This is a genomic window from Acetobacter sp., from assembly GCF_052102375.1.
In the GTDB taxonomy this organism is placed as follows: domain Bacteria; phylum Pseudomonadota; class Alphaproteobacteria; order Acetobacterales; family Acetobacteraceae; genus Acetobacter.
In genome coordinates this window covers 23,249-49,025 of sequence record NZ_JBQDXI010000004.1, presented here as the reverse complement: position 1 = coordinate 49,025, position 25,777 = coordinate 23,249, and the positions used below count along the sequence as shown (strand labels likewise).

26 protein-coding genes are annotated in these 25,777 nt (G+C 55.2%); 14 read left to right on the top strand and 12 right to left on the bottom strand.

Going from position 1 to position 25,777, the window contains the following annotated elements:
* Positions 1–155 precede the first annotated feature (155 nt).
* Both ACTIDN_RS02690 and ACTIDN_RS02685 read left to right on the top strand, forming a co-directional pair.
* Positions 156–845, top strand: a complete 690-nt coding sequence (locus ACTIDN_RS02690; RefSeq protein WP_415507881.1) for a carbonic anhydrase — start codon at positions 156–158, stop codon at positions 843–845.
* The gene (locus ACTIDN_RS02685; RefSeq protein ID WP_441375897.1) at positions 799–1,773 is read left to right on the top strand and encodes an endonuclease/exonuclease/phosphatase family protein; all 975 of its coding nucleotides are present in this window, start codon (positions 799–801) and stop codon (positions 1,771–1,773) included. The genes ACTIDN_RS02690 and ACTIDN_RS02685 overlap by 47 nt, the downstream gene beginning before the upstream one ends.
* Before the next feature lie 87 nt (positions 1,774–1,860).
* On the opposite strand, the gene ACTIDN_RS02680 is transcribed toward ACTIDN_RS02685, so the two are convergent.
* From ACTIDN_RS02680 to ACTIDN_RS02635, 10 genes are all read right to left on the bottom strand, one after another.
* Positions 1,861–3,189 carry a DEAD/DEAH box helicase gene (locus ACTIDN_RS02680; protein ID WP_415507883.1) on the bottom strand — a complete coding sequence of 443 codons (1,329 nt, stop codon included), beginning with the start codon at positions 3,187–3,189 and terminating at the stop codon, positions 1,861–1,863.
* 465 nt (positions 3,190–3,654) lie between these two features.
* The gene (gene metW, locus ACTIDN_RS02675; RefSeq protein WP_441375896.1) at positions 3,655–4,293 is read right to left on the bottom strand and encodes a methionine biosynthesis protein MetW; all 639 of its coding nucleotides are present in this window, start codon (positions 4,291–4,293) and stop codon (positions 3,655–3,657) included.
* Positions 4,293–5,468 (bottom strand): homoserine O-acetyltransferase MetX, encoded by a 1,176-nt coding sequence (gene metX, locus ACTIDN_RS02670; RefSeq protein ID WP_415507885.1) that lies wholly within the window; start codon positions 5,466–5,468, stop codon positions 4,293–4,295. Before metX ends, metW begins: the two co-directional genes overlap by 1 nt.
* A gap of 142 nt (positions 5,469–5,610) precedes the next feature.
* Positions 5,611–7,416: a translation elongation factor 4 gene (lepA, locus tag ACTIDN_RS02665; RefSeq protein ID WP_415507886.1), complete on the bottom strand. Its 1,806-nt coding sequence runs from the start codon at positions 7,414–7,416 to the stop codon at positions 5,611–5,613.
* Between the two features lie 129 nt (positions 7,417–7,545).
* A complete protein-coding gene (locus ACTIDN_RS02660) occupies positions 7,546–8,208 on the bottom strand; it encodes a helix-turn-helix transcriptional regulator (RefSeq protein ID WP_441375895.1) in 663 nt (220 codons plus the stop codon).
* Complete coding sequence (locus tag ACTIDN_RS02655; RefSeq protein ID WP_415507888.1) at positions 8,205–8,450, bottom strand: hypothetical protein; 246 nt, start codon at positions 8,448–8,450, stop codon at positions 8,205–8,207. Before ACTIDN_RS02655 ends, ACTIDN_RS02660 begins: the two co-directional genes overlap by 4 nt.
* A gap of 72 nt (positions 8,451–8,522) precedes the next feature.
* Positions 8,523–10,142, bottom strand: a complete 1,620-nt coding sequence (locus ACTIDN_RS02650; protein WP_048838463.1) for an ABC-F family ATP-binding cassette domain-containing protein — start codon at positions 10,140–10,142, stop codon at positions 8,523–8,525.
* 82 nt (positions 10,143–10,224) lie between these two features.
* On the bottom strand, positions 10,225–11,082 hold the full coding sequence (locus ACTIDN_RS02645) for an NmrA family NAD(P)-binding protein (protein WP_441375894.1): 858 nt from the start codon (positions 11,080–11,082) through the stop codon (positions 10,225–10,227).
* 113 nt (positions 11,083–11,195) lie between these two features.
* A complete protein-coding gene (locus tag ACTIDN_RS02640) occupies positions 11,196–11,366 on the bottom strand; it encodes a hypothetical protein (protein ID WP_158319785.1) in 171 nt (56 codons plus the stop codon).
* 381 nt (positions 11,367–11,747) lie between these two features.
* Positions 11,748–11,927, bottom strand: a complete 180-nt coding sequence (locus tag ACTIDN_RS02635) for a hypothetical protein (RefSeq protein WP_441375893.1) — start codon at positions 11,925–11,927, stop codon at positions 11,748–11,750.
* Between the two features lie 349 nt (positions 11,928–12,276).
* On the opposite strand from ACTIDN_RS02635, the gene ACTIDN_RS02630 reads away from it, so the two are divergent.
* The 7 genes from ACTIDN_RS02630 (at position 12,277) to ACTIDN_RS02600 (ending at position 17,073) form a co-directional block, all read left to right on the top strand.
* Positions 12,277–12,804 carry a Spy/CpxP family protein refolding chaperone gene (locus ACTIDN_RS02630; RefSeq protein ID WP_441375892.1) on the top strand — a complete coding sequence of 176 codons (528 nt, stop codon included), beginning with the start codon at positions 12,277–12,279 and terminating at the stop codon, positions 12,802–12,804.
* A 243-nt stretch (positions 12,805–13,047) separates the two neighbouring features.
* Positions 13,048–13,128 (top strand): pyrroloquinoline quinone precursor peptide PqqA, encoded by an 81-nt coding sequence (gene pqqA / locus ACTIDN_RS02625; RefSeq protein ID WP_048838458.1) that lies wholly within the window; start codon positions 13,048–13,050, stop codon positions 13,126–13,128.
* A gap of 78 nt (positions 13,129–13,206) precedes the next feature.
* Positions 13,207–14,118 (top strand): pyrroloquinoline quinone biosynthesis protein PqqB, encoded by a 912-nt coding sequence (gene pqqB, locus ACTIDN_RS02620; RefSeq protein WP_441375891.1) that lies wholly within the window; start codon positions 13,207–13,209, stop codon positions 14,116–14,118.
* Positions 14,115–14,855, top strand: a complete 741-nt coding sequence (pqqC, locus tag ACTIDN_RS02615; RefSeq protein WP_415509211.1) for a pyrroloquinoline-quinone synthase PqqC — start codon at positions 14,115–14,117, stop codon at positions 14,853–14,855. Before pqqB ends, pqqC begins: the two co-directional genes overlap by 4 nt.
* A complete protein-coding gene (gene pqqD / locus ACTIDN_RS02610; RefSeq protein ID WP_441375890.1) occupies positions 14,852–15,145 on the top strand; it encodes a pyrroloquinoline quinone biosynthesis peptide chaperone PqqD in 294 nt (97 codons plus the stop codon). Before pqqC ends, pqqD begins: the two co-directional genes overlap by 4 nt.
* Complete coding sequence (gene pqqE / locus ACTIDN_RS02605) at positions 15,142–16,248, top strand: pyrroloquinoline quinone biosynthesis protein PqqE (protein ID WP_441375889.1); 1,107 nt, start codon at positions 15,142–15,144, stop codon at positions 16,246–16,248. Before pqqD ends, pqqE begins: the two co-directional genes overlap by 4 nt.
* 57 nt (positions 16,249–16,305) lie before the next feature.
* Entirely contained in the window at positions 16,306–17,073 is a 768-nt protein-coding gene (locus ACTIDN_RS02600) for a DUF2987 domain-containing protein (RefSeq protein WP_441375888.1), read from the top strand.
* A gap of 46 nt (positions 17,074–17,119) precedes the next feature.
* Here ACTIDN_RS02600 and ACTIDN_RS02595 read toward each other — a convergent pair whose 3' ends face one another.
* Together ACTIDN_RS02595 and ACTIDN_RS02590 are read right to left on the bottom strand one after the other, a co-directional pair.
* A complete protein-coding gene (locus ACTIDN_RS02595; RefSeq protein WP_441375887.1) occupies positions 17,120–18,127 on the bottom strand; it encodes a ferritin-like domain-containing protein in 1,008 nt (335 codons plus the stop codon).
* 131 nt (positions 18,128–18,258) lie between these two features.
* Positions 18,259–18,942 carry an ATP-dependent Clp protease proteolytic subunit gene (locus ACTIDN_RS02590; RefSeq protein WP_181015824.1) on the bottom strand — a complete coding sequence of 228 codons (684 nt, stop codon included), beginning with the start codon at positions 18,940–18,942 and terminating at the stop codon, positions 18,259–18,261.
* A 152-nt stretch (positions 18,943–19,094) separates the two neighbouring features.
* Here ACTIDN_RS02590 and ACTIDN_RS02585 point away from each other — a divergent pair, with 152 nt between their 5' ends.
* The 5 genes from ACTIDN_RS02585 to recJ all read left to right on the top strand — a co-directional run bounded on the left by ACTIDN_RS02585 (position 19,095) and on the right by recJ (position 25,770).
* Entirely contained in the window at positions 19,095–20,189 is a 1,095-nt protein-coding gene (locus ACTIDN_RS02585) for a hypothetical protein (RefSeq protein ID WP_441375886.1), read from the top strand.
* A gap of 124 nt (positions 20,190–20,313) precedes the next feature.
* Positions 20,314–21,546, top strand: coding sequence for an LL-diaminopimelate aminotransferase (locus tag ACTIDN_RS02580; RefSeq protein ID WP_415509056.1), 1,233 nt, complete (start codon positions 20,314–20,316; stop codon positions 21,544–21,546).
* Positions 21,543–22,859 carry a homoserine dehydrogenase gene (locus ACTIDN_RS02575; protein WP_441375885.1) on the top strand — a complete coding sequence of 439 codons (1,317 nt, stop codon included), beginning with the start codon at positions 21,543–21,545 and terminating at the stop codon, positions 22,857–22,859. Before ACTIDN_RS02580 ends, ACTIDN_RS02575 begins: the two co-directional genes overlap by 4 nt.
* A 56-nt stretch (positions 22,860–22,915) precedes the next feature.
* Positions 22,916–23,914: a class II fructose-bisphosphatase gene (gene glpX, locus ACTIDN_RS02570; RefSeq protein ID WP_086650340.1), complete on the top strand. Its 999-nt coding sequence runs from the start codon at positions 22,916–22,918 to the stop codon at positions 23,912–23,914.
* A 32-nt stretch (positions 23,915–23,946) separates the two neighbouring features.
* Positions 23,947–25,770 (top strand): single-stranded-DNA-specific exonuclease RecJ, encoded by a 1,824-nt coding sequence (recJ, locus tag ACTIDN_RS02565; protein ID WP_441375884.1) that lies wholly within the window; start codon positions 23,947–23,949, stop codon positions 25,768–25,770.
* The last annotated feature ends 7 nt before the right edge of the window (positions 25,771–25,777 follow it).

Sequence of the window (25,777 nt, the reverse complement as noted above, 5' to 3'; positions counted from 1 at the left end):
TTGATTGACAACGTTATTTCCAGACAAACTCAACTTTAAATTTTTTTTCAAAGTTCTGGAAAAAAAAGGGATGTCATGCGTTTAAAGCAACTCTACCATGATGGCCACACGCCCATCCTGGGTTGAATGCTGATTATTTATCTGGAGTTTGCCGTATGCCCACATGTTCTGAAGCCAGATCCAGCCTTATCTCGCTGCTTCGCGGCGTTGAACATTTCAATACTGAGGTGTTTCCTGCCAAAGAGAGTCTGTTTGCAGACCTCGCAGACGGCCAGTCACCCGGCGCTCTGTTCATTGCCTGCGCTGATAGCCGGATCAACCCCAACCTGATTACCCAGACCGAACCGGGCGACCTGTTTATTCTGCGTAATATTGGCAATATCGTTCCCGCTTATGGGGAAATGCTGGGCGGCGTCTCCTCTGCCATTGAATACGCAGTTCTGGGGCTAGGTGTTTCTTCAATCATTGTCTGCGGTCATTCAGACTGTGGCGCGATGAAAGCCCTTATGGCTCCGGAAAAAGCTGGTCTGGACAAAATGCCCACCGTTGCCTCCTGGCTGCGCAATGCTGAAGCTGCACGCGCGTCGCTCGGTGACTTTAATGCAGAAGATGCAGGCCCGGCCACAGTGCGCAGCCTGTCTGAGCAGAACGTGTTGTTGCAGATTGCACATCTGCGCACACACCCAGCCGTTGCTGCAGGACTGGCTCGTGGTACACTGTATCTGCAGGGCTGGTTCTATGACATCGGGTCAGGCGTCATCAGCATTCTGGATGAGCAGAGCCGAAAGACAGTTTCTATTGCTGACACCATTACGCGACTGGAAAAAGCAGAAGAAACAGCCTGATAAGCTGATCTTGTCTCCGGCGGTACGCTTGTATCGCCGGTTTACCCTGATCTTCTCGGCCTCTCTTTATAGTAGCGCTGCTACCCTTTGCGCCATTTCCAGCCTACTCCTGCCTATCACCGCACAAGCATTCCCGCTAAAAATTGCCACATGGAATATGGACTGGCTTCTTGACGCAAGCGCACCTCTTGCCGCTACAGCGCCGCCGGACATTCCACACCGCACCGCCGCAGATATAACAACACTCGCCGCGTATGCCCGCCGCCTAAACGCAGATATTGTGGGTTTTCAGGAAGTAGCGACCCCGGCAATTGCCGCACATATCTTTCCACCCGATCGCTATACGCTCTACATGACGCACGACCCAGTGCTGCAACGCACAGGCGTGGCTGTACGACACGGGCTGCAAGTCGTTAATCACCCCGATCTGACTACCCTAAATGTCACGGGAGATAACGCACCCCACCCTCTCCGTAGCGGATTGGACCTCACGGTTGTTGGCGGAGCAAAAACACTCAGGCTTCTGGTTGTTCATTTAAAAACCGGATGTTGGGACAATCCCCCTACAGAAAGAAGCCATGCCTGCCCTCTTCTGCTGCAACAGTTTCTTGTCTTGCAAAACTGGATTTCAGAACGCCAGAAAAACGGTGAGGCCTTTATGATCTTGGGGGATTTCAACCGCCGCATGACGCAGCATGATCCCTTTTTTCAACTATTAGATAAGGTAGACACAATAAAACTAGCGACAGCAGGCTTTGCCAGCCCCTGCGCTGGTGGCAGTTATTTTATAGACCACGTTCTGTTGGGGGGAGCCGCACTTGGCTGGCTGCAACCCAACTCCTTACGCACCATGCTTTATGCCCCTGATGAACACGCCGTTGTGTCAGACCACTGCCCTGTTTCTGTGCGTATGCAAATTCCTGACTAGCACAAGAAAAAGGCCACTTCAGTTTCCCGAAGTGGCCTGCATTCTCAGCCAACCGGCAGGTTTGCCGTATCGTTTTTCTGACAGAAGTTAGCGTGGCCCAGCCGCTGCACGACCGCCGTGCCCACGACCGCCGCCACTGCCTGATCTACGAGGCGCACCACTCTGTGGGCCACCACGCCCACCGCCGCCACCCGGACGGCCACCGCGAGGCGGGCCACCACGACCACGGCCACCGCCGCCGCCAAGCACCGGCGGGCGCTGGGTGGAATTCTCTGCATCCGTTGAATGCCAAGGGTGATCACGCACAACAGGAATGGGCTTGCCAATTGTCTTTTCAATATCACGCAGCCAAGCCCGCTGCTCCGGATCACAGAAGGATACTGCCCACCCATCACGGCCAGCACGTGCGGTACGGCCAATGCGGTGCACATAGCTTTCCGGCACATTAGGCAGATCATAATTGAAAACGTGGCTGACTTCATCAACGTCAATACCACGTGCAGCAATGTCGGTCGCGACCAGAACCTTCACGCTCCCGGCGCGAAAACCTTTCATGGCCCGCTCACGGGCACCCTGCGACTTGTTACCGTGAATGGCTTCCGCAACAATGTTGTTCTTGTTCAGAAACTCAGCAACCTTATTGGCTTCATGCTTCATGAGCGTGAAAACAACGGCACGAGCCACTTTAGGCGATTCAACCAGCGTCAGCAGGGCATCGCGCTTGTCAGGACTGTTTACGAACATGACAGCCTGCTGGATACGATCAACCGTGCTGGAAGGCGGCGTCACTTCGACCTGTGCAGGGTCATGCAGCAGGGAACTTGCCAGATCTGCAATGCTACGGGGCATTGTGGCAGAGAACAGCAGAGTCTGACGTTTTTCTGGCAGGTAGGTCATAATGCGGCGGATATCGCGCACAAACCCCATATCCAACATACGGTCTGCTTCATCAAGCACCAGAACTTCCAGTGCTGACAGATCAATATATCCCTGCCCGATCAGGTCTAGCAGACGACCGGGAGCGGCTACCAGAACGTCAACACCCCGGCGCATGGCTTCAACCTGACGCCCCTGCCCCACACCACCGAACACCACAGCCTGTGTGCACTTCATGTAGCGGGCATAGGCCTTAAAGCTGTCGCTAATCTGGGAAACCAGCTCACGCGTAGGCGCCAACACCAGCACCCTGGCTTTTTTAGGGCCTGCTGATTTTGGATTTTTGATAAGATAGTCGAGAATTGGCAAAGAAAAGGCTGCCGTTTTACCGGTGCCTGTCTGCGCCAGACCAAGTAAGTCACGCCCTTGCAAAAGGTGCGGAATGGACTGTGCCTGAATAGGGGTAGGCGTTTCATACCCTTCATCAGCCAGAGCTTTTAATAATGGGGCTTCAAGTTTCAGGTCTAAGAACGTCGTCATCGGGGCGAAAACCTCTTTGTGCCACCTGACAAGACAAGGCAAAACCAGCTTGCTTCAGTTCGCACTGCTATTTTTCAAAGCGTGCTCTCTGGCCGGCTTGAGGATTCAAACCCGCATACACACTCATGAAACATTTGTAATAATGTTGGCAGTGTCGCCTGTTTTGAAAAAACGTCTGAAACCCTGCCCTCTCGCATTTCATATAAGAGGACTTTTTTGGTCCCGCAAGCTTTCAGTACCAAAATGGTCCGGAAATGCTACGCCATATCTCAGCTCAAACCAGTGCGGACTTTACTCTGATTTTTTAATGAATACTTGATATTTAGATGTTTTCATTCATTTTTTTGGCGGGAAGATAGATTTTTACTTCATCTAAATCCGGCCAAAATATGAAACCTAACAAATTTTTAAGAAGAAATTTTCAAACTCTGAATCGATTACGCCTGAAGCATAGCCTGTTAGGGATCAAATTTTACGCTGCGTCTTATTGCCGGGCAGGCAATCTTCCTTTCTGCCCAGCAGAAACAAAGCCTGCTCCCCAAACAAATTAGCCAACCGGATAGACCGCCGCCACGGTGCGCGCTCCCCGTCTTCATCCACAGCCATCCATTGTTGGATGCAATATCCTTCCTCCTGACAGAGAGCCAAGAAGTCACGGATTGTACAAGGATGAATATTGGGGGTCTCATACCACGGGGTGTGCCACACAGCGGTCATAGGCATCCTGCCGCTAAACAGCATCATCAAACGCAATTGCCAGTGACCAAAGTTAGGGAAAGACACAATGGCATGGCGGCCTATACGCAACATCTGGCGGAGCACCTCACGTGGCCGCTCCACCGCCTGAAGGGTGCGTTGCAGCACCACATAGTCAAACGCACTATCTGGGTAATGCGCAAGATCGTGGTCAGCATCCCCATGCACCACAGGCAGGCCATGCGCCACGGAACGGGAGACTTCCCGCATGTCAATTTCAATCCCGCGCGCATCGCACCCACGAAAGCGGGACAAATGATCCAGCAAAGCACCGTCACCGCTACCAATATCCAGCACACGGGTTCCGGGTTGAATCATCTCAGCAATCAGGCGTTGGTCCAGACGCATCAGACAAGCCCCGCACGATCAGCAACACCGCACAGAAAGCCCCTTACCGTGCGGTCAAAATCCGGTTCATCAAGAAGGAAGGCATCATGCCCTTTGTCTGTCTCTATCTCGACAAAAGACACGTTGGCCGCTGCCTGATTAAGCGAACGTACCAGATAGCGTGAACTAGACGTGGGGAACAACCAGTCAGAGGAAAAAGAGACCACACAGAACTTTACCGGCGTTCCGGCAAACGCGGCGGGAAGCTCTCCACCATAATCGGCTGCCAGATCAAACCAATCCATAGCGCGCGTGATGGTCAGATAGGAGTTGGCGTCAAAGCGCCGCACAAAAGAAGACCCCTGATAACGCAGGTAAGATTCCACCTCAAACACATCGCTAAACATGGAAAGAGAGGCTTCGGGCGCCTGCGCATTTGCGGGGTCCCTACGCACCCGGCGGCCAAATTTACGGGTCAGAGCTTCTTCGGACAGGTAAGTGATATGCGCCATCATACGCGCCACAGCCAAACCACGAGCAGGCACAACACCCTGCTGCCAGTAACGCCCAGCATGCCAGTCCGGGTCTGCAAAAATGGACTGACGACCAACCTCGTTAAACGCAATATTTTGGGCAGAATGGTACGGAGCTGTAGCAATAGGCATGGCCGCCAACATCATGTCCGGGTAGGTGACGGTCCATTCCAGCACCTGCATGCCCCCCATGGAACCACCCACCACGGCAAACAGCTTTTCTATCCCCAGATGCCGGACCAGTTTATATTGGGCCCGTACCATGTCGCGGATGGTAATGGGGGGGAAGTCCGTTCCCCATCGCTCTGTGCCATTCCCTTTACCGTCTGTACGCAAAGATCTGGGACCTGTTGACCCCATGCATCCGCCCAACACGTTCATACAGATGATAAAGAAACGATTTGTATCAATTGGCCGCCCCGGCCCCACCATCCGGGACCACCAGCCAGGTTTACCTGTGTGCGGATGATTTTCCGCTACATACTGATCACCGGTGAAGGCATGACAGACAACAATGGCGTTATCCCGTTTGGGGGAAAGTGTGCCGTATGTACAATAGGCCACATCCAGCGATGCCAGATGGACACCACATTCAAGGTCCAACCCATCCGGAAAGGTGCAATGTGGATGGTCACCACTATCAAGAGGGGCTGTGCTGTTCATGGCTTGCTCTACAACTCCAGCAGGATGGGGTCCAACATAGGTGCGGCAACAGGGTGAGAAAGTGCGTCGCGCGGGAGCAAAAACCCCTGCGTCACCCCTTACAGGAAAAAGGGGGAACTTCCCCCTCTTCTACCAGTATTAATCAGCTATCCATTTTCAGGGCAGCAAGGAAGGCGCTTTGTGGAATTTCCACCTTACCAAACTGCCGCATACGTTTTTTACCCTCTTTCTGCTTTTCAAGCAGCTTGCGCTTACGGGAGATATCCCCCCCGTAACATTTGGCCGTCACGTCCTTGGACAGAGCACCAATGGTCTCACGCGCAATAACTTTGCTGCCAATGGCAGCCTGAACCGCAATTTTAAAGAGTTGGCGCGGAATAAGGTCCTTAAGCCGGGCGCAAATAGCGCGGCCGCGGGTTTCCGCTGCTGAACGATGCGCAATAAAGGAGAGCGCATCTACCGGTTCCTGATTCACGAGAATGGAAATACGGACGAGGTCGCTCTCCTCATATCCATCCATCTGATAGTCAAAGCTGGCATAGCCGCGCGTCAGCGACTTCAGGCGGTCATAGAAATCGAACACCACTTCGTTCAGCGGCAGGCGATATACGGCCATGGCACGTGTGCCAACATAGGTCAGATCAACCTGAACACCACGGCGCTCCGTGCAAAGGGTCAGCACGGCACCCAGATATTCGTCCGGCACCATGATGGTGGCCTTGATCCACGGTTCGTAAATGGTCTCAATCTGGGACAGGTCCGGCATATCCGCCGGGTTGTGCAGTTCTTCCTCAACCCCGTTGGTCAAGGTCAACTTGTACACAACGGACGGCGCTGTCGCGATCAGATCAAGGTCAAATTCGCGGGACAGGCGTTCCTGAATAATTTCCAGATGCAGCAGCCCAAGGAAGCCACAGCGGAACCCGAACCCAAGTGCAGCTGATGTCTCGGCCTCATAATGGAAAGACGCATCATTCAGGCGCAGCTTGGATAGGCTGTCACGCAGTTTCTCAAAGTCATCTGCGACAATGGGGAAGAGACCACACCACACCACCGGAATGGAGGGCTTGAAACCTGCCAAAGCCTTTTCTGCCGGGCGACGGTCATCCGTAATGGTATCACCCACATTGCAGTCCGCCACGGTTTTGATGGCCGCGTTAATGTATCCCATCTCACCCGGACCAAGGCTTTCCACGTTGGTCATACGGGGGGAGAACACACCCACCTGATCCACCAGATGCACAGCACCGTTGGACATCATGCGGATTTTCATGCCGCGTTTCAGGCGGCCTTCCTTAATACGCACCAGCACGATAACGCCCAGATAGGGGTCGTACCAGCTATCTACCAGCATGGCCTGAAGCGGCTTTTCTGCATCGCCCACGGGCGGGGGCAGACGGGTCACCACGGCTTCCAGTACGCCTTCAATATTCAGGCCTGTCTTGGCGGAAATTTCAACGGCATCATCTGCCGGAATGCCAATAACTTCTTCAATCTGCGCTTTTACGCGCTCAGGTTCTGCTGCGGGCAGGTCAACCTTGTTGAGAATGGGCACAATTTCATGGTTGGCATCAATGGCCTGATACACGTTAGCCAGTGTCTGCGCTTCCACACCCTGTGACGCATCAACCACCAGCAAGGACCCCTCACACGCGGCAAGCGAGCGGCTGACTTCATAAGCAAAGTCAACATGTCCGGGTGTGTCCATCAGGTTCAACACATAGGTGTTGCCGTCTTTGGCCGGGTAAGTCAGACGCACGGTCTGGGCCTTGATGGTAATACCGCGCTCGCGCTCGAGATCCATGTTATCGAGCACCTGATTAGACATCTCGCGGGCAGTTAATGCGCCGCAAGCCTGAATCAGGCGGTCTGCCAGTGTCGATTTGCCATGATCAATATGAGCAATAATCGAGAAATTACGGATCAGCGAAAGGGGTGTGTCGGTCATGCTGCTCCCTTTAAGCGATACGGAAACAAAAGTCAGCCGGTTCTACCCTCAGCAATGTCTGTTTTGCTGTAAATTTTTACGCATTGCCGGGTGCCAGCCATGCCAGAGCCCGTTTTACCCCGGCTCTCCCTACAGGGTAATCATAATAATACGGTGCACCCATACAGAAGAAGCCCTCTCCGGCACGTTAATCTGCCCTTGAGGGACCGAGTCCTGCATGGCGTCCAACAAGGGAGCAATGCTGGCTGGGCTGCCGCCATGCCATATCCCTACATGTGGGGGCTGCCCAGCTTGCGTCAGCAACACTCGGTCTGACAAACGCGGCGGCAGGTCTGGCAGGACAATCAACGAACTGCCTTCCCGTATAACAGGCTCCAGCATGGCGTTATCTACACGCACCGCATAGGCACCCGCCGGTGCCCCACCGGGTATGGCCGCAGGTTCCCATTCCAGCCCGGCAGGGTGCCCCAACTCATCAAACAGGCCGCTACCGGATAGCTGGGAAAAATACAGACTGGGAATAAGGCGGCTGGAGCGTTGCGGCACGCCAGCACCCTCGGCCCCTTCAACATGCCGCGCAAAAGCAGACAGAGACACATTTAAAACAGCAAGGGCCGCCAGAAGGCTGCTCAGGGCTGGCCAGCGATAAGCGCCCTGTGCTCCCCGCCTGCGCGATGGATTGAAGGTTGTTGCATCCAACCCTGCCGCCTTTGCCAGACCAGACGGACTAAGCCCCCGTTGAAAGGCCAGATCGTCCAATGCCTGCCAAAGGGCAAGAGGCGTGATGCTCATGGGTGCAGAGTAAGTTTTTTACCCGATGTCAGCACTTCCTGCGCGTGGCGGGCCTTACCTGCATCTGTCGCAACAAACCGGCCTTGTGGCAGGCGGGTTACAAAACCCATACGTTCCATACGCTCCAGGCAGGGGTCATCCCGCAACCCTGTGGGGCGACCCGTAACACCAGCCAGACACAGCCTGTGTAGAGCTGAGCGACAGCAGGTTTCCAGATAAGGCTCGTTCCATGTCACGCTCAAAGATGCTGCCTTCCGGGTTGAGTGGCAAACGAGACCTGAACGGATAATCCCCCGCCCCGTTGCATGACTGTTTTAATGGAGGCCCGGCGCTTCATGCCCGGTACGGGCAACATATTCCGTATAGCCGCCACCATATTGATGAATGCCCTCCGGTGTCAGCTCCAGCACACGGTTGGACAGTGCCGCCAGAAAATGCCGGTCATGCGAGACAAACAGCATGGTGCCTTCATAGTTGGCCAGTGCTTTGACCAGCATTTCCTTGGTCGCCATATCAAGATGGTTGGTTGGTTCGTCAAGCACCAGAAAGTTTGGCGGATCATACAGCATAAGTGCCATAACAAGACGGGCCTTTTCGCCCCCTGACAATACACGGCAGCTTTTTTCTATTTCATCACCTGAAAAACCGAACCCGCCAGCCAGAGTCCGCAACGCCCCCTGATTGGCAAGCGGGAAAGCGTGTTCCAGCGTTTCATAAATAGTCCGGTCCCCGTCCAGCAGGTCCATGGCGTGCTGGGCAAAATACCCCATTTTGACATTACTGCCGATTGTAACCGTACCAGCATCTGGCTGGGTCGTACCGGCCACAAGCTTCAACAGGGTTGATTTCCCGGCCCCGTTTACCCCCATGATACAGCACCGCTCCCCACGGCGGATAAGCAGGTCCAGCCCTTTATAGATAACCTTTTCACCATAGCTTTTATCAACGCCCTGAAAATTGGCCACAATATCCCCTGACCTCGGGGCTGGTGGAAATTCAAAGCTCAAGGCTTGCCGCCGTTTCGGGGGTTCGACACGGTCAATTTTATCCAGTTTCTTGACCCGGCTTTGTACCTGCGCCGCATGAGAGGCACGCGCCTTAAACCGTTCAATAAAGCTGACTTCCTTTGCCAGCATGGCCTGCTGCCGCTCAAACTGGGCCTGCTGCTGCTTCTCGGTAATGGCGCGTTGCTGCTCATAAAACTCGTAGTCGCCCGAGAAGCTGGTCAGGCTGCCACCGTCGATTTCAATGACTTTGTTGATAATGCGGTTCATGAAGGCACGGTCATGGGAGGTCATCAGGAGCGCCCCGTCATACCCAACCAGAAACTGTTCCAGCCAGATCATGCTCTCAAGGTCCAAATGGTTGCTTGGTTCGTCAAGCAGCATCACATCCGGGCGCATGAGCAAAATGCGGGCCAGAGCCACACGCATTTTCCAACCGCCGGATAGGTTGCCGACATCCCCGTCCATCATGGCCTGACTAAAGCCCAACCCGTGCAGCACTTCCCTTGCACGGCCATCCAGCGCGTAACCGCCCAGATCTTCAAACTGGCCCTGTACCTCACCAAAGCGTTCCAGAATGGCATCCAGTTGATCAAACTGCTCTGGGTCGGCCATAGCCGCTTCCAACTGGGCCAGCTCTGCCGCCACTTCTGAGACAGCACCAGCCCCGTTCATAACCTCCGCCACAGCAGAGCGCCCGGACATTTCTCCCACATCCTGACTGAAGAAGCCGATTGTTACACCGCGGTCCGTCAGCACGTGCCCTTCGTCAGGTTCTTCCTGCTTGGTAATCATGCGGAAAAGTGTGGACTTACCAGCCCCGTTAGGCCCGACCAGCCCTATTTTCTCACCTTTTTGCAGCGCGGCCGAGGCTTCAATAAAGATAAGCCGCTGGCCATTATGTTTGCTGATGTTATCAAGGCGGATCATACGGGGTCTTTCTGGCTAAAGGTGCGGGCACTTATTCCCGAAGCATGCCGGAAGGTAAACCGTCTGTACGCACTTTCCTGCGCTAACCAGCCAAAGCTGCCTGCAAGTAGCACGCCAACGATGTGCCGCCTTTATGGGGCGCTACGGGCAACGGGTAGCGTTTATGCACAAAAATGTCCGTCATGGTCGCGTAGGACTGGGCCGCCTGCTCTGAAAACCCATTCTGCCGATAAACCGCAAGCCACTCACTTTGCGGAATGGTCGAGACACTAATGTCCCGCCCCGCAAGCTGGCCCATAACCCGCGCCACATCTGCTGGCGTGTAGAGACTCGGCCCTTCGATGGAGAACGTCCCGGCGTCCGTAATAGGCGCTAAAAGATGGTGTGCTGCGTAAAGCCCCACATCCTCAGGCGCGACCATCGGAAAGCGCTCTTCTGCCGGAAGAAAAGTAAGCAATTGGCCTGTTTTGCGTGCCTGCTCAAAAGCCGTGCACCAGTTACTCATGTAATAGGCTGCACGTATGAAACTGGCAGGGATACCTAACTGCCGCACCCCCTCCTCCAACTCAAACAACACGCCCAAGTCTGCGCAGTGCTCACCTTGTTGTGCACCGTAAGTGGATTGCACAACCACCTTCTGGAGTGAGGCCCCCTTCAGAGCCGCAAGAATAGCCTGTACGGACTGTCGTTCTACATAATCTGTATTCTGGTCTGGCGCGGCGGGAGGATTGAGCACAAACACGCGTTCTGCCTGCTGAAACAGCGCGCTTAGGGCCGGTGTGTCCAGCAGATCAAACACCACAGCCTGCGCCCCGTTTTGCCGCCATAAGTCAGCTTTTTGTGCATTACGCGTTACAACTGTGACCGGTTTTTGGGCTTTTAGTAGCGCCCGCGCAACAGCACCCCCAATATGGCCTGTGGCCCCCAGAACAACGTACATACCTGAATCACTTGTCCTGCTACGGTGTGACGAACACCTAATACACAAACACCCGTGTAGCGGAGTGCCACACGGGTGTTTGTAGTATCCAGTCTTATAGACCAATCCAAGCGTTAAGCCTGTTCGATATTATCCTGCTTCACGCCCTGAATAACGTATCCGCCCATCAGCAGAGCGGGCACAACGAATGCTACGCAGAAGAGCGGGAAGCTCATGTCATTCAGCTTGATCCCAACCAGCATCAGATCAAGGCCAAAAATAATCAGGCACACAAATAAGCTCATTGCTTTATACTTTCCAGACGACTGCTCTTGCCTTGCAGTTGATTATGTCAACTGCCGGGAAGTGTTGCCAAAATTTTCAGAAACATCCCTGCTCACAATTCCTGCCGAGAAGAGTGTTTTGATGGGCCTAAACCTGCGTCTATTATTCAAAAAAGTCAAACTTTATTCTATTTTGTGAATAAATGAACCAAATTAGTCCTGTTTTTTAGCTCTATTTTCTTGTTTTTTGTAAATATAAAGCTCTTATTTATTATATTTTTGAATATATTGGTTTTTATCTGATATCCGGCAAAACCCTGTGCTTTGTGCACCAACCACTCCGTCAGCAGCCCCCCGCCAGCGAACCGGAAAGCGCACATTGCATCACTCTCAGACTAATTTTTATTTCTGCTTTGCAATGCGAATATTGTCCTGCTTTGCGCCATGGGCAACATAACTACTCATAAGCACTACAGGAACAATAAACGCTATGCTGAATTCTATAAAATTCATTGTGTCGTACCTTAACCCCACAACCAACATATCCAGCGCTATCAGAATAAAATTAACAAATACGCCCATAGCTTTGATCTCCAGACCATACTTGTCCGTTATTCGCCTATGAAAAATCGGACGAGCATTGTTTTATATATTTCCGAAAGAAAGATTTAACATTTTTATTTTGTGAAAATCCTTCATGAAATCAATGATACGTCATTATTTATTTATGAAATAATAATTTTAATGACCCACTCTTACCAAAAAACGCGTTTTTATATTTTTCCTGACATACACATCTATAGATGTCATGTTTTCTACATTCGTTCACGAAAACGCCATTTTGTGCCAACATAACTTGGAGCGTCCTGTGGGAGCAGGGAAATCCAAACTGATGGATTTTTCTCTTTGAATGACAATAAAGGCATTTGAAATGAAAAAGGCTTTACTGGCCACCGCCATGACTTTTGGCATGTTTACCGCAGCGGGCTCTCTCGCACGGGCTGATGACGCAACACCACCTCCTCCGCCACCCCCACACCATGGGATGTGCCATCATCACGGTTCCATGCTACCGCTTGATGATATTAAACTGACGTCTTCTCAGAAAAAGAAAATTGACGCTATCCGTGAGGCAAGCCGCCCCACTACCAAACCGGACATGACACAGGAACGCGCCCTGCATCAGCAGATCCGTGCCCTACTAACTGCTCCGGGCACAGTTGACACTGCCCAGATCAGCACACTTCAGCAGCAGCTTTCTACGTTACATACGCAACGTGAAACTGAGCGCATGCAGCGTGAACTGCAAAAAGAAGTGCAGATTCATGACGTGCTGACAAAAAAACAGCTCAAGCAAATTGCTGAGCACAAGGATGAAGGCCCGACCTGCCCTCCTCCACCCCCTCCTCCGGGTCAAGATGGCGCTCCCCCACCGCCGCCAGCGCCCCCCGCACAATAAGCTGCACGCAGAAAGGCCACTCCTTATGGGGTGGCCTTTTTTACTAAGCCGCACCCAACCTGTTCCATAGTTGAGACAGTGCTTTTCACAGTCTCGTGAAAAACATGAAAATCTCCCCATGTGCAGCAGCCAGAGGTTGCGTTTGGGCTCGTTTTCTCCAAATTCAAGCGTGGTTGCAGGGGTTGCTTCCGGGTTATCCCCCTGCATGGCACACTCATAACCAACCAGAGACAGGATCATATCATGGCTTGGACCACACCACAGGTTACCGAAATTCCTTTGGGCGCAGAAATCAACAGCTACGTTTGCGGCCAGAAGAAGTAAGATCTTCTTCATTTATGCCGCCAGTGGTGTAGCCCTTTCGGGTTCCCACTGGCGGCATTTTTAGTTTAAGCCTTCACTATGCTTGATATTATCGTTCTAGGCGCTGCCGCTGGCGGCGGTTTCCCTCAGTGGAACTCCAACGCACCGGGTTGTAACCGCGCCCGTGCTCAGGACCCTACAGCACCAGCCCGCACACAGGCGTCTCTTGCTGTCAGTGGTGACGGTACGCATTGGTACGTGCTCAATGCCTCACCAGACCTGCGTACGCAAATTAACCAGACACCAGCTCTGCACCCCAAAACAGGTTTGCGCTCCACACCTATCAGCGGTGTCGTGCTGACAAGTGGGGAGATTGATACCATTACCGGTCTGCTGACCATGCGGGAAAAACAGGCGTTCGATTTATATGCCGCAGCACCTGTTCTGGCTCAGCTTGATGCTAATCCCATTTTTGAAGCGCTCGACCGCACGCTCGTGCCACGCCACAGTATGGCACTTGAGCAGCCGCTTACCCTAACCCCCGCCGGTTTTACCATCACGCCGTTTGCCGTCCCCGGTAAAGTTCCCCTTTATGCCGAGCAGGGGGCTAACCCTGCTGAGGTAAAAACCGATGGTGAATTTATCGGGCTGGATATTTCAGACGGTACGCGTCACGCCTTTTTCATCCCCGGTTGCGCCATGATGACAGACGCCCTGAGCAAACGCCTTGATGGGGCCGACCTTGTCTTTTTTGATGGAACCCTATGGACGGACGATGAAATGGTCCGTGCGGGTCTGGGAGCCAAAACCGGTAAACGCATGGGTCATATGTCCATTGCGGACGAACCCGATGGCACCCGTGCTGCGTTTACTCCCCTGACAATCGGGCGCAAAATCCTCATTCATATCAATAACTCCAACCCTATCCTGCTTGCTGACTCGCCGGAACGGCGGAACATTGAACAGGCTGGGTGGGACGTGGCCTTCGACGGCATGAGAGTGACACTATGACACACCGCCTCCTCACCCCAGAAGAACTGGAAGCCGCACTTCGTGCCATAGGCGCAGAGCGTTACCATAACCTGCACCCGTTCCACCGTGCCCTGCACGACGGCAAACTAACCAAGGGTCAGGTTCAGGCGTGGGCGCTGAACCGGTACTATTATCAGGCCAGCATTCCCGCCAAGGATGCCACACTTCTCGCCCGTCTGCCCACGGCGGAACTCCGCCGGGAATGGCGGCGGCGGCTGGTTGATCATGACGGTACAGAACCCGGTACCGGAGGGGTGGCGCGCTGGCTCAGGTTAACGGATGGTCTCGGCCTTGACCGGGCTTATGTTGAGTCTCTGGACGGTCTGCTCCCCGGCACACGCTTTGCTGTGGAGGCCTATGTACATTTTGTCCGGGACCGCTCCATTCTGGAAGCGATTGCTTCCTCCCTCACAGAGCTGTTCTCACCTACCATCATAAGTGAGCGTGTGTCCGGCATGTTGCGGAACTACGACTTTGTGACGGAAGAAACATTAGCCTATTTCACGCCACGCCTGACACAGGCCCCGCAGGACTCCGCGTTCGCGCTGGGGTATGTGAAGGAACATGCTCGGACTGTTGAGCAGCAGCAGGCTGTGCTGAATGCCCTCAAGTTCAAATGCGGTGTGCTTTGGTCCATGCTGGATGAACTTGATTATGCCTATGTGGCACCCGGCCATATTCCGCCCGGCGCGTTCAAGCCGCAGGATGCATCATGACCGAGACATCTGAACCGTTTTCAGAAGAAACGGTGCTGCGCTTTGCGCGGGGCACCCGGCTGCAATATGACCGCGTGCGCGAACAGTGGTTTATTCAGGCCCCTGAAAAAGCTTTTATTGCTGACCCATCCGCTGCAGAAATTTTGCAGTTGATTGATGGCAAACGCACTCTGGGTACTGTGACAGACAAACTGCTTCAAAAGTTTTCTGCAACACGCGATGTTCTTGTGCATGATGTTCTGCACATGACGCGGGAACTGGCGGATAAACAGGTTTTGCAGGTGGTATGACCGCTATACCTCCTCCAATGAGCCTGCTGGCAGAACTAACGCACCGCTGCCCGCTTCAGTGCCCTTACTGCTCAAACCCCCTCCGGCTTGACCCACGCACGGATGAACTCAGCACCGCAGACTGGCTACGTGTGCTGGACGAAGCGGCGGCCATGGGTGTCTTGCAGGTACATTTTTCCGGCGGGGAACCTATGGCACGGCCGGATCTGCCTGATTTGGTCTGCCATGCTGTCTCACTAGGGCTTTATACCAACCTTATTACCTCCGGCGTACTTCTGAACGCCAAAAGCCTGAAAGCCCTGACGGACGCTGGGCTGGACCATGTGCAGCTTTCTTTTCAGGACGCTGATACGGCAGAGGCAGAGCGCATTGGCGGCATGGCCGGTGCACAGGCCAAAAAATTGGAAGCAGCCCGCCTGATCAAGGAAGATGGGCTTCCCCTCACCCTAAATTTTGTAATTCACCGGCAGAATGCCGACCGTGTGCCTGCCATGCTGGATATGGCGGACCGTCTCGGTGCGCGGCGCGTGGAAATTGCCCATACCCAATATTATGGCTGGGGGCTCCTCAACCGGGATGCTCTCCTCCCATCCCGTGCACAACTGGAAGAGACAGAGCAGACCGTTGCTGCCGCCCGCGCACGGTTTGGCAGCCGTCTTGCGATAGATTTTGTGACGCCAGACTACTACGCTGACCAACCAAAACCCTGCATGGGGGGCTGGGGCCAACGCTTCCTGAACATAGCGCCCACAGGCAAGGTGCTACCCTGCCATGCAGCGGAGAGTATTCCGGGCCTGACATTTCCCTCCGTGCGGGAAAGCAGCCTTCAGGACATCTGGCAGAATGCGCCCCTCTTCACACTTTATCGCGGTACAGACTGGATGCCTGACCCGTGCCGCTCCTGCGCGTTTAAGGAGCAGGACTGGGGTGGTTGCCGCTGCCAAGCTCTGGCCTTGACCGGAGATGCCAGCGCCGCAGACCCCGTTTGCAACCAGGCCCCCGGTCACGGTGTTATTGAGCAGGCCATTGCCAACCGCCCGGCTGTACCTCCCGCCTTCCGGTACAGACGCTACGGCAATGGAGAGACCACAAACGGCACGTGACGCTGCGTTGCGTGCCCCTGCCACACCTGCCCGGCCCTTTATGGTATAGGGGGAAATATGACCTGTTTACGCCGCCCCCGCACCCTTGCAGCGTGCCTTGCACTCCCTCTGTTAGCGCTCCCTCCTGCTCACACCGCGCAGGCTGCCCCACAAACCGAGAATGTGGACGTGCATGCGGCGCGGACTGTTCTGGTTCAGCATTATCGCAAGGTGGGCCGCTTCTATCGGCGCTTTAATGCCCTACCGGAGCAGGACCGCGCTAATCTGTCCCTCCATGTTCTGGGCCGTATTCTGCCGGAAGATAAGCCTTTGTCCTTTGCAAAACTTCATTTGCAGACACAGGCAGGGCCAGTGCCACTGTGGCGGGATGGCAGCGATGAAATGGTTTTTCCGCTCTCTGATGCGTTATGGCAGGAAAACCCACACCTAATGGCTACGCTGACGCAAGATGAGCATATCCATTTTGCTTTTCAAATCATGGTCAAACCAGAGCAGCCAGACCGTTTCAGCAATACACAGGCTCTGGCATGGCTCAAACAGCTAGACCATTGCATGAAGGATGTTGTTGGGCTGGTCTTTTCCTTCCTGCTTCCCGGCACACAGGCGCTTGAGGTCACGCTCGCGCCCCACAGCAGCCTGAAAGCCATAACAGATGGCCAGACCAAAACACTTTTTGACAACACCGGAGACAGCACGGCCAGTTACACACTGGAGCCAAAGCGCTTTAGCCAGAACACCCAGTTCCAGACAACACACGCAATAAAACAGATTATGATTAAAGTACCGATAGACCTTCATGCAGATTTGAAACGCAAGGAAGGCTGATCCATAAAAAAGGCCTGTTCCATTTCAGGAACAGGCCTTTTGCGTATTAGACGGGCCGGTTGGCCTTCACCAGACCAGAGACAAACTGCCACCCCCGGCAAACATTCCGGATTGTTCTACCAATGGCTGGCGCAGTTGTTGGCCGCAGCAAGCGGGGATCATAGCCAGAAAAACGGCGCTCATCTTCGGTCAGGCACAAATCCATGAAGTCGGGCAGGTTAAGGTCTACGCTTGCAATGTCCTTGGCGCCTGTAACGGTAAAGTTGTTGTCCTGTGTATGGACCTCACCTTTATCATCTACCGTTTTGGCAAGGCTCAGACGCTCGTAGCCAAGAAAAGCCCAGACCGCCCAGACCTTCAGTTCAAAGAAGGGGCGACGATAAAGCGGCATATCCGCCCGGTACCACGCCAGCCAGTTGGCAAACAGCAGGATATGGCGGCATTCTTCCTGCATAATGGGCTCGAACGTATCAATCAGTTCCAGTGGGAAAAAACCGGAACGCTTGGCAAGTTCAAACAGGCCGAAAGCAAAAAAGCTATCTACACACTCGGAAAAACCAGTGACCAGATAAGCCCACTCGACATCTTTTGGCTCAATATACGGTGGCTCAGGAGCCATCGGAATATTGTAGGCCTCCACCATTTTGGACAACACTTCCTTATGGCGGTTTTCCTCCCACGCATTGCGGGAAATGGCGTCCTTAATATCCGGGTCCTGCACCAGCCGGGCATAGGCAGCCATACGCAGGCGGGCCTTACCTTCTGTCTGCACTGCAATATCCCATATCGGCAGGGACGTTATGCGGTGCAGCGTTTCAGCATCCAGCTTCGGCCAGTCAATGACAGACGGTTTGTAGGGGTTGAACGTATCACGGAACATCTGGGCAATGGCTCGCTTATGTTCGACAGACCCCGGAACCAGAGGCCCTTGGTACGAACTGACCCAGTGGCGAGCGCGGTAATCCGCCTCAGTCACGGCTTCGGCATTGGGTGGTGCTGGCAGATCATCAAGATTATCTGGCAGGCGAGAATAAATATCGGAGAGAGAACCCATGGAAGGAACCCGTTTTCTGGGAGCGCCTCCCCTTCCCTCCGCGTCAGAGCACGAAAGGCAGGAGAAAAGCCCGGTAAAACAAAAATTCCTTCCCCCGCCCAACAGAGCGGGGGAAGAGAATGTCCCTTGGTTTAGTGAAGATCAGAAAGCTGAGAAATGATCTTTGTCACTAAGCCGTATTCAATTGCCTCATTAGCGGACATCCAGTGGTTACGGTCCGTATCTTTGGCAACTTTTTCGTAAGTCTGGCCTGTTTCACGCGCAAACAGACGGTTCAGACGCTCGCGCATCTTAATGATCTCGCGTGCTTCAATGTCGATATCCGTTGCCGGGCCACGCACACCACCCATCGGCTGGTGGAGCAGAAAGCGCGTGTTGGGCAGGCAGAAGCGGCGGTCTTTGTGGCCTGCGGCAAAAATCAATGCCCCGGCAGATGCAACCCAGCCTGTCCCGATCATGTTGACCGGTGCAATCGAATCGACAAACCGAATCATGTCGTGAATGGTGTCACCACTCTCCACATGGCCACCGGGAGAGTTGACGTACACATCAATCGGCTTGTCAGACTCGCCAGCCAGCGCCAGCAGGCGGCCTGTCACGTCGCGGGCCACTTTGTCATTAATGCCGCCAAAAATCAGCACTTTGCGCTGTTTGAACAGCTTGTGCTCAAGCTCACCCGCAGGTGCGCCGGGGGCCTTGGCATCGTCTTTTTCAGGGTTTTCCGGTGCGTCCGGCCCTTCATCATCCAGCTTGATGGTAGTGCGAGGGAAAATGCCCGTCATGCCTGTCTCCGCATGGTCTGTGTCTCTGCTCATACTCTATATCCTGCGCTGCCTGTGCGCTTGTGCCAAGGGGCAATTGCACAGCAATGCCAACAGAGGCCCAGATGATCTCGCCACAACGGGCCTAAGACGGTAAGGTGCTGGCTAATAATTTTTATTTATGCCTGCGGAGCGTCCACCCCATCATGCAGCACCTGTGCCCAGAGCAGCGCCAGCCTAAAGAACGGCTGTGCCCTCGCCCCTCTCTCCTCCAGACCGGCACAGTGCGCATGGGTCTTTTTATGGCAACATGCTTGGTGAGCCTGAGCGCCTGCCACCATCGGGACGCAATAGACAGCACACTGGAATGGACCCAGCATATGCGCGGCGGCGTGATTGCCGCGCAACGCCCCCCACCACCCGGCGAGAATGAGCCCTACCCCCATGTCGGCCTAACGCCCACGCAACCACCTGAGCTGCCCTCTCCACAGGCCCGTGCATTGCTGACGGAGCACCTGATCCGTGACCGTAACCTGACCTACCGCACAGTTGCCGCAAACGGTACGCTTACGCCCGTTATTCCGCCGCCACCCAGCGCCGCAGCCACGCCAGCAACAGCAGGCAAACCATCTGCAAAGCCATTCGCCTTGTCTGCCCAGAACCCTGACCAGCAGGATGCCTCCCCCACCCTGCCAGCCGGTACATCCGGTGCCATCATGGATGCGGCTGAGGCCGCCCCTCCGCCCCCATCAAAAGCGAGCGTGCCGCAGCACTCCAAAAGGCCGGATGCCAAAAAGCCTTCCACGACCGACAGTGTGACACAAGGCACCGAAGGCCCTGAGCTGGCTATGCCCGAAGTAAAGGAAAGCACCCAGAGAGCACCGGTACCAGAAAGCGCCTTGCCGCAAATTCCTGACGGCCCGCCCAGTGCTCCCGCCTTCCCCGGTTTTGACGTTCCGACCGATGCGCACCTGGCAGATGCGCCCAGGCCCAACTATGACCTGTCAGACCCCAAGGGTACGGCCTTGCACTTCATGCCGCAGTCCGACCAGCTTTCCAGCGGACAGGATGGCACCCTTGCCAAACTGATCAGCAAAACTCCCAATGGCCCCTTTTATGTGCGCGGTTTTGGCAACTCGCCTTCCCTGAGTACGCAGGATCAGGCGGATGCCGTGCAGCTTGGACTGCTCAGGGCGCAACGCGTAGCCAAGGAACTCATCAGCCGCAATGTACCGGCCAGCGCCATCCATATCCGGGGTGATGCGTTTGGTACCGGCGCACGGGTCGCCTCATCCCCCTAAGGCGCATAGAAAGAGGCAGAAAGCAGTGGAAGGGGAGTTGCCTGTTCCGTTTCTGCCATTACTATGTTTTTCCCCGCACTCCTGCGGGGCGTACTTATCCCTAGCCTTGGGTTTTTGAGTGTCCATGACCGAAGAATTTCACCGCATCCGTCGCCTGCCGCCTTATGTTTTTGCCTCAGTCAATCAGGCCAAAGCGGCAGCCCGAGCGCGTGGTGAGGACATTATTGACCTTGGCATGGGCAACCCAGACAGCCCAACACCGCCTCATATTGTCGAAAAACTGGTGGAAAGTGTGCAAAACCCGCGAGCGCACGGCTATTCTGTCAGCAAAGGCATTCCTGGCCTGCGCCGCGCACTGGCTGGCTATTATGAGCGCCGGTTTAACGTGAAACTTGACCCTGAGCGTGAGGTCATTGCCACCCTTGGCTCCAAGGAAGGCTTGGCCAATCTGGCCTCCGCCATCACCAGCCCTGGTGATACTATTCTGGTGCCAAACCCATCCTACCCCATTCATCAGTTCGGCTTTATCATTGCTGGAGCATCTGTCCGCTCCATTCCCGCAACGCCGGACGATAACATGCTGCGGGCGCTGGAACGTGCCGTGCGGCACTCTGTGCCCAAACCAACAGCGCTGATTGTTAACTTCCCCTCCAACCCAACCGCCTATCTGGCAGACCTTGATTTCTACAAGGAGTTGGTAGCTTTCGCGCGGCGGGAAGAAATTTTCATTCTCTCTGACCTCGCCTATGCGGAAATCTATTTTGGTGATCTGGTGCCGCCCTCCATTCTGGCTGTGCCGGGTGCCAAAGATATTGCAGTAGAGTTTACCTCCCTCTCCAAAACATACTGCATGGCGGGGTGGCGCATGGGCTTTGCTGCGGGGAATGAGCGGCTGATCTCAGCCCTTACCCGCATCAAGTCCTATCTTGATTATGGGGCCTTCACCCCTATTCAGGTTGCCGCCGTTGCGGCCCTCAATGGCCCGCAGGACTGCGTGGCAGACATTCGCGCCCTGTATAAGGAGCGGCGCGATGTGCTGATCCGTGGCCTGCATGCAGGGGGGTGGAACGTACCGTCTCCTGAAGGGTCCATGTTTGCATGGGCTCCTATCCCTGAACCCTTCCGTGACATGGGCAGCGTAGAATTCTCCAAACTTCTGCTGAAGGAAGCCGGAGTGGCAGTCGCCCCCGGCCTTGGCTTTGGCGAACACGGAGAAGGCTTTGTCCGTATCGGGCTGGTGGAAAACACCCAGCGCCTGCGGCAGGCCACACGCGCCATTCGCGGTTTTCTCTCGGCCCATGGTGTCAAACCAGAGGCCTCATCCCCGTCCAGCAAGCCGGAGCCTGTCAAGTCGTGAGCGTAACACCCCCCTCTTCTCCTCTTCGTCTTGGTATTGCTGGGCTTGGCACCGTAGGTGCTGGCGTTATTCGGCTGCTTGAAACCAATCATGACCTGATTACAGCCCGTGCGGGCCGTGCCTTGAAGGTCGTGGCCGTAAGCGCACGCAACCGCACACAGGACCGTGGTGTCACTCTTGAAGGCCTGCGGTGGTACGACAACGCGGTTGATCTGGCTACTGATCCCGAAGTGGATGTTGTGGTGGAGTTGATTGGCGGCTCAGAAGGGCCTGCCCGTGCCTTGGTGGAAGCTGCTCTTGCCGCTGGCAAGGCTGTAGTCACCGCCAACAAGGCGCTTCTGGCCCTACATGGCCCCGCCCTTGCCCAGAGCAGCGCTACCAACAATGCGCCCCTTTTGTTTGAAGCGGCGGTAGCAGGGGGTATTCCTGCCATCAAAACCGTGCGTGAGGGGCTGGCAGCAGACCGCCTGTTGCGTATCGGTGGTATTCTGAACGGGACCTGCAACTACATCCTGACCGTCATGCGGGAAACAGGTAAGGACTTTGCGTCCGTTCTGGCCGATGCCCAACAGCTTGGCTATGCAGAAGCCGACCCCTCCACCGATATTGATGGGTGGGACGCAGCCCATAAGCTGGCCATTCTTGCTGGCCTGGCCTTTGGCCGCCCCGTAGATTTCAGCACGGTGCATGTGCAGGGTATTCGCCATATCGGCGCAGCAGACCTCGATTTTGCCCGCAAGCTTGGCTATCGCATCAAGCTGCTTGGTCTGGCCCGCATGGGCGATGCTGGGCTTGAAGCCCGTGTAACGCCCTGCCTCGTGCCGGAAGATGCTCCCATTGCACAGGTTGACGGCGTGTTTAATGCCGTTGTGGCGGAAGGCGCTTTTGCGGGCCGCCTCATGATTGAAGGCCGCGGCGCAGGTGCAGGCCCAACCGCCAGCGCTGTGACCGCAGACCTGATCGATATTGCCCGTGGCAACACCATTCCCGTCTGGGGCGTACAGACCACGCAGGCTGATGCCTTGCAGGCCTGCCCTCTTTCTGCCGGAAAAGGCGCGTTTTATCTGCGCCTGCGGGTAGAAGACCGTCCCGGTGTGATTGCAGATATTACAGCCGTGCTGCGTGACTGCGGTGTGTCGCTGCGCAGTATGCTGCAACCCACGCCAGCACGGAATGATACAGCCCCGTATGTGCCGCTGGTTCTGGTCACCCACCAGACATCAGAAGCCGCCATGCAGGACGCCGTAGCGCGTATTGACGCGCTTGATGTTGTGGCGGACGCACCGGTGGTCATCCGCATTGAAACGGACTGAGCTTTCACCAAGAAAAAGCCTGTCCATGCCTTAGTATTAAGAGGAAATATTGCCTGATGTCTGACATTCGTGAGCCAAAGCAGTTTGTGGTTTCTGACCGCAACCTGGCACTTGAACTGGTACGTGTTACGGAAGCGGCGGCTCTTGCCTCCTCTCACTGGACAGGCCGTGGCAAGAAAAACGATGCCGATGGTGCTGCCGTAGAAGCCATGCGTATTGCGTTCGACACGGTCGCCATTGACGGCACCGTGGTCATTGGCGAAGGCGAAATGGACGAAGCGCCAATGCTTTATATTGGCGAAAAAGTGGGCGCCGGTGGTCCAGCCATGGATATTGCCGTAGACCCGCTTGAAGGCACCAACCTGTGCGCAAAGGACATGCCAAACGCCATTACGGTGGTTGCACTGGCAGAAAAAGGCAATTTCCTGCACGCACCAGACGTTTATATGGACAAGATTGTGGTTGGCCCCAACCTGCCTGACGGCGTGGTGGACCTTGATGCCTCCATTGAAAACAATCTGCGTAATCTGGCCCGTGCCAAAGGCAAGGCCATTGAAGACATCGTGCTCTGCACCCTTGAGCGTGACCGACACGAAGAACTGATCGCCAAAACCCGTGAAGCCGGAGCCCGCGTGCGCCTCCTCAGCGATGGCGACGTTGCTGCCGCCATTGCCGCCTGCATGGGCGACAGTCAGGTAGATATTTATGCTGGTTCTGGCGGTGCGCCAGAAGGGGTTCTGGCTGCTGCGGCTGTGCGCTGCGTCAATGGCCAGATGCAGGGCCGCCTGCTGTTTGAAGATGAGACACAGCGCACCCGCGCCCAGAAAATGAACCCCGGCAAAGACCCGGACCGCAAACTGGGTCTGCATGATATGGCGGCAGGTTCTGTGCTGTTCTCCGCTACAGGCGTGACATCTGGAACGCTCTTGCGGGGTATTCATCGCCACCCTACACATGCCGTGACACATTCTCTGGTTATGCGCTCCAAATCCGGCACAGTTCGGTTTATTGAAGGGCACCATAACTTCAACACCAAAACATGGACCCCGCAATAACGCGGGGTTAGCACCCAGCACCTTTGGACGTCATGACTGTTCTCTCCCCCACCGCACCTGCCACACTCACTCAAACGCATGTGGCTCTGGGGGTGGAGACCAGCCTGTCTGGCCGCCGCTGGTTATGGCGGACCGGCGCGGATAATCCGGACTGTCAAAGGCTGGGGGCTGCCATTGCCCAACGGGCAGGCCTGCCGGAAATTGTAGGCCGCCTGCTGGCGCTGCGCGGGCTCTCGTTAGAGAGTGCCGCAGATTTTCTGGACCCTAAATTACGGGCGCTTATGCCCAACCCCTCCACCTTGCAGGATATGGACATAGCCGCAGCCCGCATGGCGCGCGCCGTACAGCAAGGCGAGACCATTGGTATTTTTGGCGATTATGACGTTGATGGCGCGTGCGCCTCCGGCATTCTGGCCTCTTTTTTTGAAGAGCTGGGCAGCACTGTCCACACTCATATTCCTGACCGAATGACAGAGGGCTACGGCCCTAACCTGCCCGCACTGGAAAATCTGGCAGCACAGGGTGCCAAACTCATTATCTGTGTGGATTGCGGAACGGCCGCTGCAGATATCCTGAACCAGATGGAAGACAAAGCCGACCTGATTGTTCTGGACCACCACAAGTCAGAAGATGCTCTGCCTGCCATTCTGGCAACGGTAAACCCCAACAGACCTGACTGCTCTTCCCGCCTCAATCATATTTGTGCAGCAGCGCTGGCATTTTTGGCCGCCGTTGCCACAGCGCGAGACCTGAGGGCTCTGGGTTGGTTTGAGACCAACCCCGCACCAGACCTGCTCCGCCAGCTTGATCTTGTTGCTCTGGCTACGGTGTGCGATGTCATGCCACTGCAAGGCCTGAACAGGGCTTTTGTTGCCCAAGGCCTTAAGGTTATGGCACGCCGCCAGCGGGTGGGTCTGTCTGCGTTGCTGGAGATAGCCAGCGTTACCAAAGCCCCAGATGCATTTTCCTGCGGCTTCGCTCTTGGCCCCCGCATCAATGCAGGCGGGCGGATTGCAGAGGCTGCCTTAGGCCTACGCCTCCTGCGGTGCGAAGACCCGCACGAAGCCAAGATTATGGCGGAACGGCTGGATGCCGTTAACCGCAAACGCCAAGGCGTGGAAGCTGAAATTCTGGACCTAGCAATGCAACAGGCCACGGAGCAGCGGGAAGCGGGACATGCTGTTATTTTTCTGGCAGGCAAAAACTGGCATCCCGGCGTGGTGGGTATTGTCGCAGGGCGCATCAAGGAGCAGTTCAACCGGCCAGCACTGGTCGGGGCTGAGCAGGAAGATGGATCTGTCAAAGGCTCTGGCCGCTCCGTACCGGGGCTAGACCTTGGCACTGTTATTATCGCGGCACGACAGGCCGGACTGTTGACGACTGGCGGTGGACACGCCATGGCAGCGGGATTTTCGCTCCCTGTCGACAACGTGGCAGAATTTCACGCCTTTCTGGATGAAAGGCTGGCTGGCGCTGCGGAACTGCCCAACGCGGTAGACCTTGATATTGATGCTGCTGTCTCTGTCGGAGGAGCTACAGTTGATCTAGCCCAAAACCTTGCCACTCTTGCACCATTTGGCGCGGGCAATGCCGAACCTCTCATTGCCTTATCTCACGTACAGGTAGTTAAGGCAGACCGTATTGGCCGGGACGGGAATACACTGCGTCTGCTGTTAAAAGGTGCTGACGGGGGCCGTCTGAAAGCGCTGGTCTTCCGGGTGGAAAACAGCCCGCTGGCACCCGCGTTGGAAGATACAACCCGCCCGCCTCTCCATTTAGCCGGTTACCTGCGCGCAGAAAGCTGGAATGGCCGAACAGACGTCACGTTCTTTATTCAGGATGCTGCACTGGCATAAACAGGGA

Coding starts and splice junctions, on each gene's coding strand:
- ACTIDN_RS02690 (WP_415507881.1), top strand. CDS start 156: ATGCCCACATGTTCTGAAGCCAGATCCAGCCTTATCTCGCTGCTTCGC.
- ACTIDN_RS02680 (WP_415507883.1), bottom strand. CDS start 3,189: ATGACGACGTTCTTAGACCTGAAACTTGAAGCCCCATTATTAAAAGCT.
- metW (WP_441375896.1), bottom strand. CDS start 4,293: ATGCGTCTGGACCAACGCCTGATTGCTGAGATGATTCAACCCGGAACC.
- metX (WP_415507885.1), bottom strand. CDS start 5,468: ATGAACAGCACAGCCCCTCTTGATAGTGGTGACCATCCACATTGCACC.
- lepA (WP_415507886.1), bottom strand. CDS start 7,416: ATGACCGACACACCCCTTTCGCTGATCCGTAATTTCTCGATTATTGCT.
- ACTIDN_RS02660 (WP_441375895.1), bottom strand. CDS start 8,208: ATGAGCATCACGCCTCTTGCCCTTTGGCAGGCATTGGACGATCTGGCC.
- ACTIDN_RS02650 (WP_048838463.1), bottom strand. CDS start 10,142: ATGATCCGCCTTGATAACATCAGCAAACATAATGGCCAGCGGCTTATC.
- ACTIDN_RS02645 (WP_441375894.1), bottom strand. CDS start 11,082: ATGTACGTTGTTCTGGGGGCCACAGGCCATATTGGGGGTGCTGTTGCG.
- ACTIDN_RS02640 (WP_158319785.1), bottom strand. CDS start 11,366: ATGAGCTTATTTGTGTGCCTGATTATTTTTGGCCTTGATCTGATGCTG.
- ACTIDN_RS02635 (WP_441375893.1), bottom strand. CDS start 11,927: ATGGGCGTATTTGTTAATTTTATTCTGATAGCGCTGGATATGTTGGTT.
- ACTIDN_RS02630 (WP_441375892.1), top strand. CDS start 12,277: ATGAAAAAGGCTTTACTGGCCACCGCCATGACTTTTGGCATGTTTACC.
- pqqA (WP_048838458.1), top strand. CDS start 13,048: ATGGCTTGGACCACACCACAGGTTACCGAAATTCCTTTGGGCGCAGAA.
- pqqB (WP_441375891.1), top strand. CDS start 13,207: ATGCTTGATATTATCGTTCTAGGCGCTGCCGCTGGCGGCGGTTTCCCT.
- pqqC (WP_415509211.1), top strand. CDS start 14,115: ATGACACACCGCCTCCTCACCCCAGAAGAACTGGAAGCCGCACTTCGT.
- pqqD (WP_441375890.1), top strand. CDS start 14,852: ATGACCGAGACATCTGAACCGTTTTCAGAAGAAACGGTGCTGCGCTTT.
- pqqE (WP_441375889.1), top strand. CDS start 15,142: ATGACCGCTATACCTCCTCCAATGAGCCTGCTGGCAGAACTAACGCAC.
- ACTIDN_RS02600 (WP_441375888.1), top strand. CDS start 16,306: ATGACCTGTTTACGCCGCCCCCGCACCCTTGCAGCGTGCCTTGCACTC.
- ACTIDN_RS02595 (WP_441375887.1), bottom strand. CDS start 18,127: ATGGGTTCTCTCTCCGATATTTATTCTCGCCTGCCAGATAATCTTGAT.
- ACTIDN_RS02590 (WP_181015824.1), bottom strand. CDS start 18,942: ATGAGCAGAGACACAGACCATGCGGAGACAGGCATGACGGGCATTTTC.
- ACTIDN_RS02585 (WP_441375886.1), top strand. CDS start 19,095: ATGCAGCACCTGTGCCCAGAGCAGCGCCAGCCTAAAGAACGGCTGTGC.
- ACTIDN_RS02580 (WP_415509056.1), top strand. CDS start 20,314: ATGACCGAAGAATTTCACCGCATCCGTCGCCTGCCGCCTTATGTTTTT.
- glpX (WP_086650340.1), top strand. CDS start 22,916: ATGTCTGACATTCGTGAGCCAAAGCAGTTTGTGGTTTCTGACCGCAAC.
- recJ (WP_441375884.1), top strand. CDS start 23,947: ATGACTGTTCTCTCCCCCACCGCACCTGCCACACTCACTCAAACGCAT.